Here is a 16,634-nt window from a genome sequence, read left to right on the forward strand (position 1 = left end):
TCGTGACGAAGTGCCACCTGGCCGCGGAGCGTGCGAGACTCGTCGGGTGGGTGATCGGATCCGCCTGGCGGTGCGGGTCGACGGGATCGTGCAGGGGGTCGGCTTCCGGCCCTTCGTGCACGCGCTCGCCTGCCGGTTCGGGCTCGCCGGGCATGTCGGCAACGACGCGGCCGGGGTGTTCGCCGAGGTCGAGGGCGGGCGGCGGGCGGTCGCGGACTTCCTGGTGGCGATGCGGGACCAGGCGCCACGGCTCGCGGTGGTCGAGCGGGTGACGACACACGAGATCGCCCGGCTCGATGAGACCGGGTTCCGGATCGCGGCGAGCCCGGCCGGCGGTGACGCCCGGACGCTGATCTCCGCGGACAGCGCGACCTGCGCGGACTGCCTGCGTGAGCTGTTCGACCCGGCCGACCGGCGGTATCGCTACCCGTTCCTCAACTGCACGAACTGCGGGCCACGCTTCACCATCGTCCGGTCGGTGCCCTATGACCGGGCCTCGACGACGATGTCCCCGTTCCCGATGTGCCCGGACTGCGCCCGCGAATACCACGACCCTGCCGACCGCCGCTTCCACGCGCAGCCGACGTGCTGCCCCGCGTGTGGGCCGGCTCTCCGGCTACTCGGCACCGAAAATGATCCGATCGAGTCCACTGTGGACGCTCTGCGCGCCGGGCAGGTGGTCGCAGTCAAGGGACTCGGCGGGTATCACCTCGCGGTGGACGCGACCAGCGAAGGAGCCGCTGGGCGGCTGCGATCGCGGAAACACCGTGAGGACAAGCCGTTCGCCGTAATGGTGCCGGATCTGTCCGTCGCTTGTGGACTGTGCGAAGTGGACGATCTCGCAGCGGGCCTGCTCACCGGGCGCCGCCGTCCGGTCGTGCTGCTGCCACGGCGACCAGGCACTCGGATCGCGCATGCCGTCGCCCCGGGCAACCGCCGGCTGGGCCTCATGCTGCCGTACACGCCGCTGCATCATCTGCTGCTCGCCGCGATGGCCGGGCCGATCGTGCTGACCAGCGGCAACGTCTCCGACGAGCCGATCGTGTACCGCGACGAGGAGCTGCGGGCCCGCCTGGACGGAATCGCCGACGCGTTTCTGGTGCACGACAGGGTGATCCACCTCCGCACCGACGATTCGGTGGTCCGGCCGTTCCGTGGTCGCGAGCAGCTCATGCGGCGCTCGCGGGGATACGTGCCCGAGCCGGTGACCGGCTCGTTCCCCCGGCATATCCTGGCCTGCGGCGCGGAACTGAAGAACACCTTCTGCCTGGCCAAGGACCGGCGGGCGTTCCTGTCGCACCATATCGGCGATCTCGAAAACTACGAGACGCTGCGCTCGTTCACCGACGGCATCGAGCATTTCCAGCGCCTGTTCGACGTCCGCCCGGAGGTGGTAGCGCACGACCTGCATCCGGAGTACCTGTCGACGAAGTACGCCCTGGCCCGGGAAAACGTGGAACTCGTTGGCGTGCAACATCATCACGCGCATATCGCGGCGTGCCTGGCCGACAACGGCGAGGACGGCCCGGTGCTCGGGGTCGCGTTCGACGGGCTCGGCTACGGGCCCGACGGGACCATCTGGGGCGGCGAGTTCCTGCTCGCGGACCGCGCCGGGTTCAAGCGGGTCGGACATCTCGCGCCGGTGCCGATGCCGGGCGGGACCGCGGCGATCAGGCAGCCGTGGCGGATGGCGGCGGCCTATCTCGACGCTGCCTACGGCTCGGACATGCCGGCGCTGGAGGTGGTGCGGCGCAACGAGTCCCGGTGGTCCGGCGTGGTGTCGCTGGCCCGCCGGTCGGTCAACGCGCCCCTGACATCGAGTGCGGGCCGGCTGTTCGACGCGGTGGCCGCGATCCTTGGCACCCGGGACGCGATCAGCTACGAGGGCCAGGCGGCGATCGAACTCGAACAGCTCGCGGACCCACACGAGGAAAGCGCCTATTCAGCCGGCATCACCGATGGTGTGATCACGGGTACGGACCTGATCATGTCCACTGTGGACGACCTGCGCGCGGGTGTGCCGGTGCCGGTGATCGCCGCCCGGTTCCACAACGGGGTCGCCGGCGTGATCGCCCGGGCGTGCGTCAGGCTCCGGGACCAGACCCGAGTCGGCACGGTGGCGTTGTCGGGCGGCGTGTTCCAGAACCTCCTGTTGCTCGGGCGCACCGTCGACATGCTGGAGGACAACGGTTTCCGGGTGCTGACGCACTCGCGCGTACCGACGAACGACGGCGGGATCAGCCTGGGACAGGCTGTCGTGGCCGCGACGCGCTGAGCCACGAGTACCAGTCCGCCAAGCCGTCCCCGCGGGTCGCCGAAAGCGGTAGTACCCGCGCCGCCGGGTTCACCACGTGCACGTCCCGCTCGAACGCCGCCAGCTCGAAGTCCACATAGGACAACAGGTCGATCTTGTTCAGCAGCACCACGTCCGCGGTGGTGAACATGTGCGGGTACTTCAGCGGTTTGTCCGCGCCCTCGGTCACCGAGGCGACCACGGCGCGGGTGTGCTCACCGAGGTCGAACAGCGCCGGGCACACGAGGTTGCCGACGTTCTCGATGAACACCGTCGTGCCGGCCGCCGGATGCAGCGTGTCCAGGGCGCGGGCCACCATGCTCGCATCGAGGTGGCAGCCGGCGCCGGTGTTGACCTGCGTGACCGCCGCGCCGGTGGCCTTGATGCGGTCGGCATCCAGCACGGTCTCCTGGTCGCCTTCGATCACCGCGACCGGGCCGCCCAGCTCGGTGATGGTGCGTTCGAGCAGCGTCGTCTTGCCCGCGCCCGGCGAGCTCATCAGGTTGACCGCGAACAGCCCGTGGTGCGCGAGCCAGTCCCGGTTCCGCCCGGCCAGCCCGTCGTTCTTGGCCAGCACGTCTTGTTCCAACGTCACGGTATGGCTGTGCTCGACCTCGCCAGCGCCGGAGTCACAGCCGCAGGTGCCACACATCTCAGACCACCTCCACCGAAGTGATGCGCAGTTCGCGCCCGGTCAGCATTTCGATGTCCGCGCTGCCGCACGGGCAGAGCGGGATCAGGTCGTCCATCGTGAACTCCTCCCCGCAGGTCCGGCAGTGCGCCCGCCCGCCGGGCTCGCTGATGTGCAGCGCCGCGCCCTCCAGCGGCGTGCCCGCGCACACCAGCTCGAAGCAGAACCGCACCGAGTCCGCGACCACCCCGGACAGCTTCCCGATCTCCAGGGACACGTCGAGCACCTTGGTCTCGCCCGTCCGTTCCAGGATGGTCTCCACGACGCTGCGGGTGATGGACAGTTCGTGCATCAGCAGATCCGCGGCAGCGGGTCGCCGACGAGCAGGTCCACGATCCGGGTCCCGCCGAACGCGGTGTTCAGCAGCACCAGGCCCGGCGGGTCTTCGCCGATCCGCCCGATGATCGCGGCTTCGGCACCGAGCGGATGCGCCCGCAGCGCGGCGAGTGCGTCGCCGGCGGTGGCGCCGTCGACGATCGCCACGAACCGGCCCTCGCACGCGACGTACAGCGGGTCGATGCCGAGCAGTTCCGAAGCGCCGCGTACTTCTTCGCGCACCGGCACGGCGTCCTCATCCACCACGACCGCCACGTTCGCGGCCTGCGCGACCTCGTTGAGGATCGTCGCCACCCCACCGCGGGTCGCGTCCCGCAGCGCCCGGACACCCGGCACCCGCAGCAACGCGTCGGCGAGCTCGTGCAGCGGCGCGGTGTCCGACTCCAGGTCCGCGTCGATGTCCAGCTCACCGCGGGCGAGCATGATCGTGATCCCGTGCTCGCCGATCGGCCCCGACACCAGCACGGCATCGCCGGGGCGGGCGGTGGCGACGCCCAGCCCGGAATGCTCGATGACGCCGACCCCCGCGGTGTTGACGTAGCACCCGTCGGCCTTGCCGCGCTGCACGACCTTCGTGTCCCCGGTGACGACCTGCACGCCCGCGCGCCCGGCCGCCACCCGCATCGACTCGACGATCCGGATCAGGTCCGCGACCGGGAAACCTTCTTCGAGGATGAATCCCGCCGTCAGGTACAGCGGCCGCGCACCGGAGACGGCGAGATCGTTGACCGTCCCGTTCACCGCGAGATCACCGATGTCGCCACCGGGGAAGAACAGCGGCGACACCACGAACGAATCCGTCGTCAGCGCCAGCCGCGCGCCGTCGACGACGAGCGACGCCGCGTCTTCGAGCGGTTCGAGCAGCGGGTTGCGGAACGCGTCCAGGAACACGGCTTCGATCAACGTGTGCGTTGCCTTGCCGCCGGACCCGTGCGACAGCACGATCCGCTCCTCCCGCACCCGGGCCTTGCGGCGCCGCGCCCGCTCGATGCGTTCCAGCACACGCTCTTCCGCCGTGGTCATACCCGGCTCGCCTCCCGCACCCGGCTCCGCGTGAACCGGCCGAAGTTGTAGTACGCCGCGCACGCACCCTCGGGCGAGACCATGCAGGTGCCGATCGGGGTCTCCGGGGTGCACGCGGTGCCGAACACCTTGCACTCCCACGGTTTCAGCACACCCTTGAGTACCTCGCCGCACTGGCAGGCCTTCGGGTCCGCGACCCGCACGCCCGGCACCGAGAAGATCCGCTCGGCGTCAAAGGCGGCGAACTCCTCGCGCACCCGCATCGCGGAATGCGAGATGAACCCGAGCCCGCGCCATTCGAAGTACGGCCGCAGTTCCATCACCTCGCCGATCGCCCGCAGCGCGACCAGGTTCCCGTCCCACGGCACCACGCGGGTGTACTGGTTCTCGACTTCCGAGCGGCCCTCGGCCAGCTGCAGCATCAGCAGGTAGATCGACTGCAGGATGTCCAGCGGCTCGAATCCGGCCACCACAACGGGTTTCCCGTAGTCGCGGGCGATGAATTCGTACGGCCGGCAGCCGATCACCGTCGACACGTGGCCGGGCCCGATGAACCCGTCCAGGCGCAGGTCCGGCGAGTCCAGGATCGCCTTGATCGCCGGGATGATCGTGACGTGGTTGCAGAAGATCGAGAAGTTGTCGATCTTCTCCGCGGCGGCGCGCAGCACGGTCATCGCGGTCGAGGGCGCGGTGGTCTCGAACCCGATCGCCATGAACACGACCTGCTGGTCCGGGTTCTGCCGGGCGATCTTCAGCGAGTCCAGCGGCGAGTACACCATCCGGATGTTGGTGCCCTCGGCGTTGGAGTCGAAGAAGTTCCCGCCGCTGCCGGGCACCCGCATCATGTCCCCGAACGACGTCATCAGCACACCGGGCTGCCGCGCGATGTGGATCGCGTCGTCGACCCGGCCCATCGGGATCACGCACACCGGGCAGCCGGGCCCGTGCACGAGCGTGATACTCGGCGGCAGGTAGTCCTCCAGGCCGTGCTTGTAGATCGTGTGCGTATGCCCGCCGCACACCTCCATGAACCGGTACTCGCGCCCCGGCTCGCACAGGCTGGTGATCTTCGCGGACAGCGCCCGCGCCTTCTCCGCGTCCCGGAACTCGTCGACGAACCGCATGCTCACCTCCCTAGTCGATCCGCGAGTCCCGCAGCGCGGCGAGCTCGTCCTCGTAGGCCTTGCCGATGCTCTCCAGGAAGTCCATCGCCGCCCTGGCCTCGTCTTCGTCTATTTTGGACAGTGCGAACCCGACGTGGATGAGGATCCAGTCGCCGGGCACCGGCGGGTCGTCGGTGAGCAGGCCGATGTTGATCGTGCGCTTCACCCCGCTCACCGCGACTTTCGCCAGGTCCGGCCGGTCCTGGCTGATCTCCACGATCTCTCCGGGAATACCGAGGCACATGGCGGCCTCACATCCTGCTCAGCCGGATGTAGCGGCGGAGATCGCGGCCGACGGTGCGGACCAGCAGTACCACCAGCCCGACCAGGCTCACGATCAGCAACGTGCGGATGACCATCGCGCACCTCCTTTTTCGACGAGTTCCGTGATCAGCTCGACGGCCCGCGGCACGGCGGCCGCGACCCGCGGGCTGAGCCCGATCCGTTCGGCGACGTCCGCCGGTTCGCACCCGACGACGAGTACCCGGCGGGTGTCGCCGCCCAGCCTGCGCAGCAGCCCCAGTACGACGTCGGGCTGCATCCCGTGCGCGTCCAGCGGGCCGTCCGGCGCGTCGTCGCCCGGCTCGATGACGTAGACGGTGCCGGGCTCGCCGCCGCGCGGCGCGGCGTCGACGAGGATCGCCGTGTCGTAGCCGTCCAGCAGTTCGTACGCCAGGTGCAGGCCGCTGATCCCGTAGTCGGCGACCCGCACGGACGGCGGCAGCCCGGCATCGGCCAGCTGGCGCGCCACCTCGACGCCGAACCCGTCGTCGCCAAGGAAGATGTTGCCGATCCCGGCGACCAGCACGCCGTTCACGGTTCCTCCCGCAGTGGTTCGACCTCGTCGGGCGAGAAGTAGCGGTAGCGGCCGAACTCCTGCTGGAACTCCGCCGCCGGGTCGTCGTCGACCGTCACCGCGAGATAGCTCTTTCCATCCACATCGGACAGTACTTTGCGGACGGTCGCGATCCGGCCGTCGAGGAACATGTCCTGCGCGTCGGCCCGCCGCCGTCCGGCGTGCAGGCGGACCCGGCTGCCGGGTCCAGGGATGGTGGCCGCGCGCAGCTGCCGGATGGTGCCGTGCAACCGGTCCAGCAGTTCCGGCGGCATGCCGTCGACCCGATCGATCAGCGCCCTGGCCCGTTCGTCGGTCTCGCGCGCCTCGCGCTTCTCGTCCTCGGTCAGCGCCATCGTGCGCAGGGTGAGGATCTCGTCGATCTCCGTGCCGTCGAACAGTTCGCCGGCGCTTTCGGGGGCGACCGACGGGTAGTCGTAGAGGATGATCGGCGACGCGAGCATCGCGTCTTCGGCGATCATCACCGGCCACAACCGTTCGTTGCGGCAGGCCTGGGCGGCGGGGGCGGCCCATTCCGGCGGATCCAGCAGGGACAGGAACCGGCCCGGCTCGGCCACCAGCACGAGATGCGCGGCCAGCAGGGCGTGGCGCAGCGCCTGCTCGCGGGTGGGCTCGGGCGGGGACCACGACGTGGTGTTGGCGATCTCGGCGCGCACCCGCAGTCCGCCGTAGGGCCCGGGCAGCGCGTCGAAACGCACCCGGATCTCGCCGCGCAGACCGTCCACTGTGAACGGAACGGTGCCGGACTCCCCCACCGGCAGCACGGCGTCGATCTCGCGCTCGACCACCTCGTCGAACTCCGGGCGTTCCTTGGCCTGCAGGAACCGCAACCGCAGCCGCAGCACCGCGTCGCCGCCCGGTTCGAGCAGGCATTCGGTGTGGCAGTCCGCGTACTCGCCGTGCCCGGCGGACGCGAACGCCGGCGGCATCAGCACGCCGAACTGCCAGCGCAGCCGGTTCTTCGTCGCCGAGGCACGGTACGGGTAGAGCAGATACCCCTCGTACAGCAGCGCGTCCCCGATCGCCTTCGCCTGGTCGAACACGGTCATGACCCGGCCTCCCCGTTCGCGAGCAGCGTGGTCATGGCCGCGTCCCAGGTCGGGATGGCGTGGCGCGCCTTGAATCGCAGCAGTTCGTCGACCGTGTCCCGGTGCAGCCGGATCCACGCGGAGTTCGGGAAGTACCGGTCCATCAGCTCCCGCCACACCCGCACCGGCATCCGGTAGCTCGCCTCGCTGTGCCACGGCACCTGCTCGATCCAGAAACCCTTGTCCCCCTTGCCGAACACGGTTCCGGAGAACAGCAGCACCAGCGGCACCACGCCGTCCCGCAGGCCGTGGAAGTACTTGCCGGCGGCGACTTCCAGGTCGTAGGTGCACGGCACTTCGAGCTCCACCTCGCAGGCGCCGGTGAAGCCGGGCACCATCGCCGACACGTTCGCGAACTGGAACGGCTTGAGCGTCTGGCCCCAGCGCGACGGGTCGCCGAACAGGCTGACCAGCAGTTCCGCCTCCGCCGGCTCGTACCGGCGGCGCTGCGGCTCGATCCGGATCTGGCAGCGCAGGGCGATCGCGTGGATCTCGGTGCGGCCGATATCGGCCACGTGCAACCGGAACCGCAGGGTCGGCCCGGCGGCGTAGGCCATCGGGCGCACGTCGCTGCAGTCGAAGGTCAGCTCAGCCATCGGCGGCCTGCTCACCACGATGCCGCAGCCCGGCGAAAAACTCCTCGAGCGCCTCCCGGGCCTCGGTGCCGCCGTCGAAACCGCGCCAGTGCAGCCTGACGAGCCCGACCAGCTCGTAGCACGTGTCGATCGGCACCAAGAAGCCTTCGCCGCCGTTGAGCAGCAGCGCCTCGACGTCGGGTTCGACGCCGCCGAACGCGGTCGCCAGCTCATCGGCGGTGTCCAGTGGCAGCAGGCATTCCGTGGCGCCGGCCGGGCTCGGGTAGTACGCCACCGGCCGCGCCAGCCGGGAGTTGGTGAAGAAGAACGCCATCCGCACCGGGATCCCCGCGCCGTCCAGCAACCGTTGTCCCGCCTCGAACTCCGGGTCGTACCGGTACCGCCGCGGCACCGCGCGGTACCGGCCGGCGCCGGGACGGGTGAACAACAGGTAGCAGCCGCGGCAGGCGCACATGATCGACCGCCCGTCCAGGTCGATCACGTGCGAATGCTCTGCCGCCAGCGGCTCCGCGCACATCTCGCACCGCTCGCCCGGCCGGGCTCGCACGGGTGGTTCGCGGAACCGCCGCAGTCCCGAACTCATCGCGGCACCGGGCAATCCACGATCGGCAGCAGCGGCCGGCCGCCGGGCCCGGTCGCGCCTTCCACCTCGATCCCGGTCAGTTCCGGCGCGGCGTCGCGGACCGTCCGCTCGATCGCCTGCTGCGCGGTGACGGCCGAAGACGGGCAGCCGTCGCAGCTGCCCGTCAGGCGCAGGTGCAGCAGCCCGTCCTCGATGCCGATGAACTCCACGTCACCGGCGTGCGACCCGAGGTAGGGCCGCACCTCCTCCAGTGCCGCGGTGACCCGTTCCACTGTGGACTGTGGATGCAGGTCGTGCAGGATCAGCAGGCCCCGGACCAGCTCGTCCTTCGCCAGCCGGGCGACCATCGGCTCGTCGGCCAGCTCCAGCACCCTGGCCAGCCCCGCGCCGTAGAGCTCCATCAGCGCGTGCACCAACTCCTCGGCGACCGGGCTGCCGTCGAGCTCGTCCAGCAGCCGCTCGATCCGCTCGCCGGCCGCCTGCACCGGGTCCACGCGATCACATCCCGGCGCTGAACGCGTGCGGGGTGTGCAGCTGCTCCAGCACCTTGCCGTTGCCGGTGTACATGTGCACGCCGCACGGCAGGCACGGGTCGAAGCTGCGCACGGCCCGCATGATGTCGATGCCCTTGAAGTTGTCCTGGCTGTTCTCCTCGAAGATCGGCGTGTTCTGCACCGCGTCCTCGTACGGGCCGGGCGTGCCGTAGCTGTCGCGGACGCTGCCGTTCCACGGGGTCGGCGGGTACGGGTGGTAGTTCGCGATCTTGCCGCCCTTGATCACCATGTGGTGCGACAGCACGCCGCGCACCGCTTCGGTGAACCCGCAGCTGACGCCTTCCTCGGGGACCTTGAACGGTTCCCAGGTCTTCGTGTGCCCGGCCCGTACCTCCGCCAAAGCCTTGTCACAGAAGTACAGCGCCATCGCCGCGGCGTAGGCCTGGAAGTACGTGCGCGCCCGGTTGCGCTCGATCGCGTTGCTCCATTGTGGAATCTTCCACTCGAAGCTCACCTCGGGCTTGGTCGCCGTGCGCGGCAGGTTGATCTGCACGCTGTGCCCGGTCGCCGTGACATACCCGGTGTCCACCAGGCCCGCCAGCGCGGTCGTCCACAACCGCGCGATCGGGCCGCCACCGGTGTCCAGCGGCAGGTGATCGACACCGTCGAACCAGCGCGGCGACATCGTCCACGAGTACTGCTTGTCGAAGTCCCGCTTGGCGGGCTTCGGGATCGTGTGCTGGTTCCACGGGTGCCGCGGATCGACCGGGTTGCCCAGCGGGTCCCGGGTGACGAACAGGTCCTCGCCGTCCCAGTCCTCGTAGAAGGAACTGCCGAGCAGGATCCGGATGCCCAGGTTGATGTCGAGCAGGCTGGTGGTGACGAGCTTGCCGTCGACCACCACGCCGGGGGTCACGAACATCTTGCGGCCCCAGTCCTCCATGTGCTCGTAGGTGAAGTCGCAGTGCTCGGGATCGTTGAGGCTGCCCCAGCAGCCGAGCAGGATCCGCCGCCGCCCGACCTCCTCGTAGCCGGGGATGGCCTGGTAGAAGAAGTCGAACAGGTCGTCGTGCATCGGCAGGCAGCGCTTCATGAACTCGACGTAGCGCATCAGCCGGGTCAGGTAGTCGGTGAACAGCTGCACCGTGGCCACCGTGCCGACCCCGCCCGGGTACAAAGTGGACGGATGCACGTGCCGGCCTTCCATCAGGCAGAACATCTCCCGCGTGCTCCGGCTGACCTGCAGTGCCTCGCGGTAGAACTCGCCCTCCAGCGGGTTGAGCGAGCGCATGATGTCGCCGATGGTCCGGTAGCCGTGCTGCTCGGCGTGCGGCGCCTCGGTGCGGTTGGCCTGTTCCAGCACCCCGGGGTTGGTCTCCGCGACCATCTTCTCGCAGTAGTCCACCCCGACCAGGTTCTCCTGGAAGATGTTGTGGTCGAACATGTACTCGGCGGACTCACCGAGGTTGACGATCCACTCGGCCAGGTGCGGCGGGCGGACGCCGTAGGCCATGTTCTGGTTGTAGACCGAGCAGGTCGCGTGGTTGTCCCCGCAGATCCCGCAGATCCGGCTCGTGATGAAATGCGCGTCGCGGGGATCCTTGCCCTTCATGAAGATGCTGTAGCCGCGGAAGACCGACGAGGTGCTGTGGCACTCGACGACGCGCTTCGCGGCCCAGTCGATCTTGGTGTAGATGCCGAGGCTGCCGACGATCCGGGTGATCGGGTCCCAGGCCATCTCCACCAGCTGACTGTCCTTTGTGGTGGGAGTGCTGCGGTGTGCGGTGGTAGCCATGTTCGGGTCTCTTTTCCGTTGTCACCACGGTGCGCGGTAGCCGGTGTGCAGTTTTTCGCCCTTGGCACGCCATTTCGGCTCGGTGTCGGCCTTGTTCTCGGTGATGTGGCGCAGCCGGCGGATGACCGACCCGTAGGCGCTGCTCGCCATCGACGAGACGTGCGCGCCCGGCGGCTCGTCCATGAACGGCATGAACCGGTCCGGGAAGCCCGGCATCGTGCAGCCGATGCAGATCCCGCCCACGTTCGGGCAGCCGCCGACGCCGTTGATCCAGCCGCGTTTGGGCACGTTGCACTTGACCACCGGGCCCCAGCAGCCGATCTTCACCAGGCATTCCGGCGAGCCGTACTCCTGCGCGAACTGGCCCTGCTCGTAGTAGCCCGCGCGGTCGCAGCCCTCGTGCACGGTCGCGCCGAAGAGCCACTGCGGGCGCAGGTGCTCGTCGAGCGGGATCATCGGCGCCTGCCCGGCCGCCTGGTAGAGCAGGTACAGCAGGGTCTCGGAGAAGTTGTCGGGATGCGTCGGGCAGCCGGGGATGCAGACGATCGGGATGCCCGCGGCCGATTTCCAGTCCCAGCCGAGATAATCGGGCACACCCATCGCGCCCGTCGGGTTGCCCTCCATCGCGTGGATGCCGCCGTAGGTGGCGCAGGTGCCCGCGGCGACCACCGCGAGTGCCTTGGGCGCCAGGCGATCCAGCCACTCGCTGGTGGTCATCGGCTGGCCGGTCTCGGGGTTGTTGCCGAACCCGCACCAGTAGCCCTCGCGCTTGATCGCCTCGTTCGGGATGGACCCCTCGATCACCAGCACGAACGGTTCCAGCTCACCACGATCGGCTTTGTAGAACCATTCGATGAAGGTGTCCGCGCCCTTGTCCGGGCCGCATTCGAAATCGATCAGCGGCCAGTGCACCTCGATCTTCGGCAGTCCGGGCAGCGCGCCGAGCACGATCTCCTCGATGCTCGGCTGGGTCGCCGCGGTCAGTGCGACCGAGTCCCCGTCACAGGACAGGCCCGCGTTGATCCAGAGCAGATGGATGGGTTTTTCCGTGTCGGTCACCGCTGAACACCCCTCACAGTGAGTTCCCACAACGCGTGGTAAATCGTCGTCTGTGCTTCCTGAATCCGGTGCACCGACGAGGAAGGCACGACGAACAGGTAGTCGAGCGACTCCAGTTCGGCCATTTTCCCGCCGTCGTAGCCCGCGATCCCGATCGTGAGCATGCCCCGCCGGGCCGCTTCGTCGAACGCCCGCAGCAGGTTCGCCGAGTTGCCGCTCGTGGACAGCCCGGCCGCGATGTCACCGGCCCGGCCGAAAGCGCCGAGCTGGCGGGAGAACACGACGTCGAAGCCGACGTCGTTGGACAGCGCGGTCACCACCGCGATGTCGTTGGTGAGCCCGAACGCGGGCAGCGGCGGCGCGTCCCCGCCCGGGCTGAGGAAGAGCCCGGCCAGGTCCTGCGCGTCGGTCGAGCTGCCGCCGTTGCCGAAGGCGAACAGCCGCCCGCCGGCGTCGAACGCGGCCGCCATCCGCCCGGCGCACTCCTCGATCCGCGTACCGTCGGCCTCGGCCACCTCGGCACGCAAGGCGATGATCTCGCTTGTTTTGTCCACTGTGGACTGGCGGACCTGCGCCAGCACGGCTTGCAGGTCGCCTGCCCCGGCGTACAGGAACGGATACAGCGAAGCCAGCTCACCTGACACCTCGCTCACCTCCGGACGACGGCGATGGCCTCCCCGGCATGGACCAGAACGGTGTCGCCCACGGCCGTGGACACGAGCGCGACACTGACTTCCTCGCGGCTTTCCCCGGTGTCCACAACGGCCAGATCGAGATCGAGCAGTTCGATCACCGTCACTTCGACCGCGGTGTCGCCGCAGGTGATGCAAACCTCGTCGTGGCACTCGGGGCCGGGGGCTTCTCGGCCGCTCATGCGACCACCTCCTGGCCGAGGACGCCGGGCTGCTCGAAGAAGACGTGCACCAGTTCCCACAGCACGTGGTAGGTCGTGACGTGCACTTCCTTGACCACGCGCGGATCGGCGGAGCGGGCCAGCAGCACGTGGTCCACTTCGGCCGCGCGCGCTATCCGGCCGCCGTCGCCGCCGGTGAGCGCGACCGTCAGCATCCCACGCTCGCGCGCGGTGACGAGTCCGCGCAGGACATTGCCGTCCTCGCCGTCGGAGGAGATGCCGAGCGCGATATCGGCGGGCTCGGCGAGGATCCGGATCTGGTGCGCGAACACGTCGTCCAGGCCCGCGCGGCCGGCGACGCCGGTCAGGGTCGCCACGTCCGCGGTGAGCGAGACCGCCGGCAGCGCCCGCTTCCCCACGATCACCGGATGGACGAACTCGACGGCGACGTGCTGCGCGTCGGTGCTGGGCCCGCCGTTGCCGAATACGACGAGCTTGCCGCCCCGGTGGAACCGGGCGGCCATGGCGTGGCAGGCCAGCGCGACCTGCTCAGCCTGCCCGGCCAGGTCGCGTACGGGCGTCTCACGACGGGCGAAGATCTCGTGAGCCGCGTCCATGGAGCCGGCGAAGCCCGGCATGGCGCTCACTTCCCAGCAGTCGTCGATGTTCGTTCAACGTAAGACTGTGACGTGGCTCACGCAAGTTGATCAGCGGCGGTTTTCGACCTTCAGGTCGCCGTGGGTGACGGTGCGGATGTGGTCGCTGGCGAGCATGTCGTGCGGGTAGCCGAGGTCGATCGCGCTGACCTCGTCGAGGCGGGCCAGCTGACCGGCGGTGAGGTCGACCTCCAGCGCGCCCAGGTTCCCGACCAGCTGCTCGGGGGTGCGAGCACCGATGACGGGTGCCGTCACGCCGGGGATCCGCAGCGTCCAGGCCAGTGCGACCTGGGCGGGCGTGTGGCCCACCTCCTCGGCGATCTCCCGCACGACGTCGGCGATGGCGAGGGTGCGTTCGGTGACCATGCCCAGCGCGGCGTTGAAGCTCTTGCGGTTGCTTTCCCCGGAGTCGGCGTTCGTCGCGCTCAGGTCGGCGCGGCTGTACTTGCCGGAAAGCACGCCGCCGCCCAGCGCCGAGAACGGGGTCACGCCCAGCCCCATCGCCCGCGCCATCGGGATCAGGTCACGGTCCGCGCCCCGGTTGATGAGGCTGTATTCGACCTGCAGCGCGACCAGCGGCGACCAGCCGCGCAGGTCGGCGATCGCCTGCATGCGCGAGATCTCCCAGGCCGGGGCGTTGGACATCGCCACGTACAGGACCTTGCCCTGGCGCACCAGATCGTCCAGGCCCCGCAGGATCTCCTCGACCGGGGTCGCGAAGTCCCACACGTGCAGGAAGAGCAGATCGAGGTAGTCGGTGTTCAGCTGCCGCAGGCTGGCCTCCACCGAGGCGAACAGGCTCTTGCGGTGCGCGCCGCCCGAGTTCGGGTCGCCGGGCCGCCGCTGCGTCGTGTACTTCGTCGCCAGCACCAGGCTTTCGCGGTGGTCCCGGGTGAATTCGCCCAGCATGCGCTCGGAGCTGCCATTGGTGTAAGTGCTGGCGGTGTCGATGAAGTTGCCGCCGCGCTCGACATAGGTGTCGAACAGTTCGCGCGCGACGTCGTGCCCGGCGCCCCAGCCCCAGTCGGTGCCGAAGGTCGCCGTGCCCAGAGCCAGCGGTGAGACCCGCAGCCCGGAGCGGCCCAGCAGCCGGTAGGTGTCGAGGGTGAGCGGCATCGTGTCCTCCTGTGCTCGTGATCGTCGTCGGGCACCAGCCTGCGACCGCCGCGAGCCGGGGGTAAGGGAAAGAGGTTCCTGGGAACATCGGTCCTACCCGGGCTTGTTGGACCAGCCATGATCACCGGCACCGTGGACGTGACACAGGAGCTGGCCGCGTTCCTGCGGACCCGGCGTGAACGCCTGGATCCCAGGGATTTCGGCCTGCCGTCGCGCCGGCAGGCCCGGCGGACCCCGGGACTGCGCCGCGAAGAGGTCGCCGAACTGGCCGGGGTCAGCGTGGACTACGTCGTGCGGCTCGAACAGGCGCGCGGGCTGCGGCCTTCAGCGGAGGTGCTGGAGGCGCTGGCGCGGGCGCTGCGCCTGGCCCCGGACGAACGCGCCTACCTCTTCGGCCTGGCCCGGCAGCGGCCCCCGGACGCGGACAAGCTCGCCACCACCGCGGCGCCGGCGCTGGCCCGGCTGGTCGCCGACCTGTCGCCGCTGCCGGTCATGCTGATGAACCACCGCTACGACATCCTGGCCTGGAACAGCGAAATGGCGAGGCTGCTCCTGGATTTCGGGACCTTGCCGCCCGGGCAGCGCAACGCGATGTGGCTGTGCCTGGTGCATCCGGAGATCCGGGAGTTCTACGTCGACCGCGAACGCGTCGTGCGGGAGGGGATCGCCCACCTGCGCGCCGCGTGGGCCGCGCATCCGGAGGATCAGGCGTTGACCGATCTCATCGCCGAATGCGCGGCCGGTGACGAGGAATTCGCGCGGTTGTGGGCCGCGCGGGACGTCAAGGTCAACGGCCGCGGCCGCAAGGTGCTGCGGCATCCGGCCGCCGGTGTGCTCGCGGTCCAGTTCGAAACGCTGACCCCGCTTCAGGATCCGGACCAGCTGCTGGTGATCTACCGCGCCGCGGACGAGGAAAGCCAGGCGGCCTTGGATGCACTGTGCGCGCGGTGAATCCGTTCAGACGGCGGTGTTCCGGCGGACGGTGCGCTCCAGGATGCCGAGGGTCCCTTTGAGGGCGGACTCGGAGATCACCGGGAAATGAACGCGCTTGCGCCAGTCATCGTCGACATCCGACCAGTCGTAGTAGGAGGTGACGAGGGTGCCGTCCGGGGCCGGCTCCAGGCGGTAGCCGTAGACGTGGCGGGCATGCGGCGGGACCGGGCCCTCGACGGTCCACGCGATCTCCTCGCCCGGGACGAGCTTGGTGATCACCACCTGGACGTCGTACCTCCCCAGCGGGACGTCGCCGAGCGCTTCGCGATCCATGTGCACCACGAACCGGTCGCCGGCCCGCGTGACCGATGCCCCTTCGGCGTCCATGAGCATTCCCGACGCGTCGATGTCCACATGTCCCTTCGGATCGGTCAGGACGGCGAAGACGGCGCCGGCGGGGGCCGGGATAAGCCGGGTGACCTCAATCCGTTCCGGGCCCGGTGTTTCCGCCGTGGCCATCAGAACAGCGCGACCGAGAATGTGCGATGTCATGGTGAAGCCGAGGAGCGCCGGGGTGGCGTCGGCCGGGACGCCGAGGGACTCGACGTCGAGGGCGTGCACCACGACGAAGTAGCGGTGCGGGCCGTGTCCCGCCGGTGGCGCAGCGCCGATGAACCGCGCGAGGCGGGCATCGTTGGGAAGCTGGAAGGCACCGTCGGGCAGGCCCGAACCGGTGTCGTCGCCCGCGCCCTCGGGCAACTCGGCGCAGGTGGCGGGAAGATCGGCGACCGCCCAGTGCCAGAACCCGGACCCGGTGGGCGCGTCCGGGTCGTAGACGGTGACGGCGTAGCTCTTGGTGCCTTGGGGAGCGCCGCTCCAGGACAGCTGCGGCGAGAGGTCCTTCCCGCCGGGGACGGCGGAGGAGAACTGCTCGAGCGACCAGGTGGCACCGTCGGTGATCGTGGTGCTGGCGACGGTGAAGGTGGCCGCCTCCGGGAGACGGGCGAACGGGTCGTTAACGCTCATCGCGTCGTTCCTTCCTACTGCGGTGGTGAAGCGTCGAAACTATATCGACCATAACACAAATAATCGATTATCG

General features: G+C 69.4%; 19 protein-coding genes. 2 read left to right on the plus strand and 17 right to left on the minus strand.

What is annotated here, in order from left to right:
- Positions 1-46 precede the first annotated feature (46 nt).
- A complete protein-coding gene (gene hypF / locus LOZ83_RS21305) occupies positions 47-2,275 on the plus strand; it encodes a carbamoyltransferase HypF (RefSeq protein WP_236792756.1) in 2,229 nt (742 codons plus the stop codon).
- On the opposite strand, the gene hypB is transcribed toward hypF, so the two are convergent.
- The 16 genes from hypB to LOZ83_RS21385 all read right to left on the minus strand — a co-directional run bounded on the left by hypB (position 2,238) and on the right by LOZ83_RS21385 (position 14,602).
- On the minus strand, positions 2,238-2,945 hold the full coding sequence (gene hypB, locus LOZ83_RS21310) for a hydrogenase nickel incorporation protein HypB (RefSeq protein WP_236792757.1): 708 nt from the start codon (positions 2,943-2,945) through the stop codon (positions 2,238-2,240). The two genes, hypF and hypB, sit on opposite strands and share 38 nt — an antisense overlap.
- A gap of 1 nt (position 2,946) precedes the next feature.
- The gene (locus LOZ83_RS21315; RefSeq protein WP_236792758.1) at positions 2,947-3,276 is read right to left on the minus strand and encodes a hydrogenase maturation nickel metallochaperone HypA; all 330 of its coding nucleotides are present in this window, start codon (positions 3,274-3,276) and stop codon (positions 2,947-2,949) included.
- Positions 3,276-4,343, minus strand: a complete 1,068-nt coding sequence (gene hypE / locus LOZ83_RS21320; protein WP_236792759.1) for a hydrogenase expression/formation protein HypE — start codon at positions 4,341-4,343, stop codon at positions 3,276-3,278. Before hypE ends, LOZ83_RS21315 begins: the two co-directional genes overlap by 1 nt.
- A complete protein-coding gene (hypD, locus tag LOZ83_RS21325; RefSeq protein WP_236792766.1) occupies positions 4,340-5,467 on the minus strand; it encodes a hydrogenase formation protein HypD in 1,128 nt (375 codons plus the stop codon). The genes hypE and hypD overlap by 4 nt, the downstream gene beginning before the upstream one ends.
- 10 nt (positions 5,468-5,477) lie before the next feature.
- Positions 5,478-5,750: a HypC/HybG/HupF family hydrogenase formation chaperone gene (locus LOZ83_RS21330; RefSeq protein ID WP_236792774.1), complete on the minus strand. Its 273-nt coding sequence runs from the start codon at positions 5,748-5,750 to the stop codon at positions 5,478-5,480.
- A 93-nt stretch (positions 5,751-5,843) separates the two neighbouring features.
- Entirely contained in the window at positions 5,844-6,323 is a 480-nt protein-coding gene (locus tag LOZ83_RS21335) for a hydrogenase maturation protease (RefSeq protein WP_236792776.1), read from the minus strand.
- Entirely contained in the window at positions 6,320-7,411 is a 1,092-nt protein-coding gene (locus LOZ83_RS21340; RefSeq protein WP_236792778.1) for a hypothetical protein, read from the minus strand. Before LOZ83_RS21340 ends, LOZ83_RS21335 begins: the two co-directional genes overlap by 4 nt.
- Positions 7,408-8,046: a DUF6084 family protein gene (locus tag LOZ83_RS21345; RefSeq protein ID WP_236792780.1), complete on the minus strand. Its 639-nt coding sequence runs from the start codon at positions 8,044-8,046 to the stop codon at positions 7,408-7,410. Before LOZ83_RS21345 ends, LOZ83_RS21340 begins: the two co-directional genes overlap by 4 nt.
- Positions 8,039-8,629, minus strand: a complete 591-nt coding sequence (locus tag LOZ83_RS21350; RefSeq protein ID WP_236792782.1) for a DUF5947 family protein — start codon at positions 8,627-8,629, stop codon at positions 8,039-8,041. The genes LOZ83_RS21345 and LOZ83_RS21350 overlap by 8 nt, the downstream gene beginning before the upstream one ends.
- The gene (locus LOZ83_RS21355) at positions 8,626-9,123 is read right to left on the minus strand and encodes a NifU family protein (protein ID WP_236792783.1); all 498 of its coding nucleotides are present in this window, start codon (positions 9,121-9,123) and stop codon (positions 8,626-8,628) included. The genes LOZ83_RS21350 and LOZ83_RS21355 overlap by 4 nt, the downstream gene beginning before the upstream one ends.
- A gap of 4 nt (positions 9,124-9,127) precedes the next feature.
- On the minus strand, positions 9,128-10,918 hold the full coding sequence (locus LOZ83_RS21360) for a nickel-dependent hydrogenase large subunit (protein WP_236792790.1): 1,791 nt from the start codon (positions 10,916-10,918) through the stop codon (positions 9,128-9,130).
- 21 nt (positions 10,919-10,939) lie between these two features.
- The gene (locus LOZ83_RS21365; RefSeq protein ID WP_236792791.1) at positions 10,940-11,977 is read right to left on the minus strand and encodes a hydrogenase expression protein HypE; all 1,038 of its coding nucleotides are present in this window, start codon (positions 11,975-11,977) and stop codon (positions 10,940-10,942) included.
- Entirely contained in the window at positions 11,974-12,621 is a 648-nt protein-coding gene (locus LOZ83_RS21370) for an SIS domain-containing protein (RefSeq protein WP_236792793.1), read from the minus strand. The genes LOZ83_RS21365 and LOZ83_RS21370 overlap by 4 nt, the downstream gene beginning before the upstream one ends.
- Positions 12,622-12,626: 5 nt before the next feature.
- A complete protein-coding gene (locus LOZ83_RS21375; protein WP_236792795.1) occupies positions 12,627-12,851 on the minus strand; it encodes a HypC/HybG/HupF family hydrogenase formation chaperone in 225 nt (74 codons plus the stop codon).
- Complete coding sequence (locus LOZ83_RS21380) at positions 12,848-13,468, minus strand: SIS domain-containing protein (RefSeq protein ID WP_374202682.1); 621 nt, start codon at positions 13,466-13,468, stop codon at positions 12,848-12,850. Before LOZ83_RS21380 ends, LOZ83_RS21375 begins: the two co-directional genes overlap by 4 nt.
- Positions 13,469-13,537: 69 nt before the next feature.
- Positions 13,538-14,602 (minus strand): aldo/keto reductase, encoded by a 1,065-nt coding sequence (locus LOZ83_RS21385; RefSeq protein ID WP_236792796.1) that lies wholly within the window; start codon positions 14,600-14,602, stop codon positions 13,538-13,540.
- Positions 14,603-14,719: 117 nt separating this feature from the next.
- On the opposite strand from LOZ83_RS21385, the gene LOZ83_RS21390 reads away from it, so the two are divergent.
- Positions 14,720-15,553 (plus strand): helix-turn-helix domain-containing protein, encoded by an 834-nt coding sequence (locus LOZ83_RS21390; protein ID WP_236792798.1) that lies wholly within the window; start codon positions 14,720-14,722, stop codon positions 15,551-15,553.
- Positions 15,554-15,559: 6 nt separating this feature from the next.
- Here LOZ83_RS21390 and LOZ83_RS21395 read toward each other — a convergent pair whose 3' ends face one another.
- The gene (locus LOZ83_RS21395) at positions 15,560-16,561 is read right to left on the minus strand and encodes a YbhB/YbcL family Raf kinase inhibitor-like protein (RefSeq protein WP_236792800.1); all 1,002 of its coding nucleotides are present in this window, start codon (positions 16,559-16,561) and stop codon (positions 15,560-15,562) included.
- Positions 16,562-16,634: the final 73 nt, after the last annotated feature.

The organism is Amycolatopsis sp. GM8 (genome assembly GCF_021653975.1).
Lineage (GTDB): Bacteria > Actinomycetota > Actinomycetes > Mycobacteriales > Pseudonocardiaceae > Amycolatopsis_E.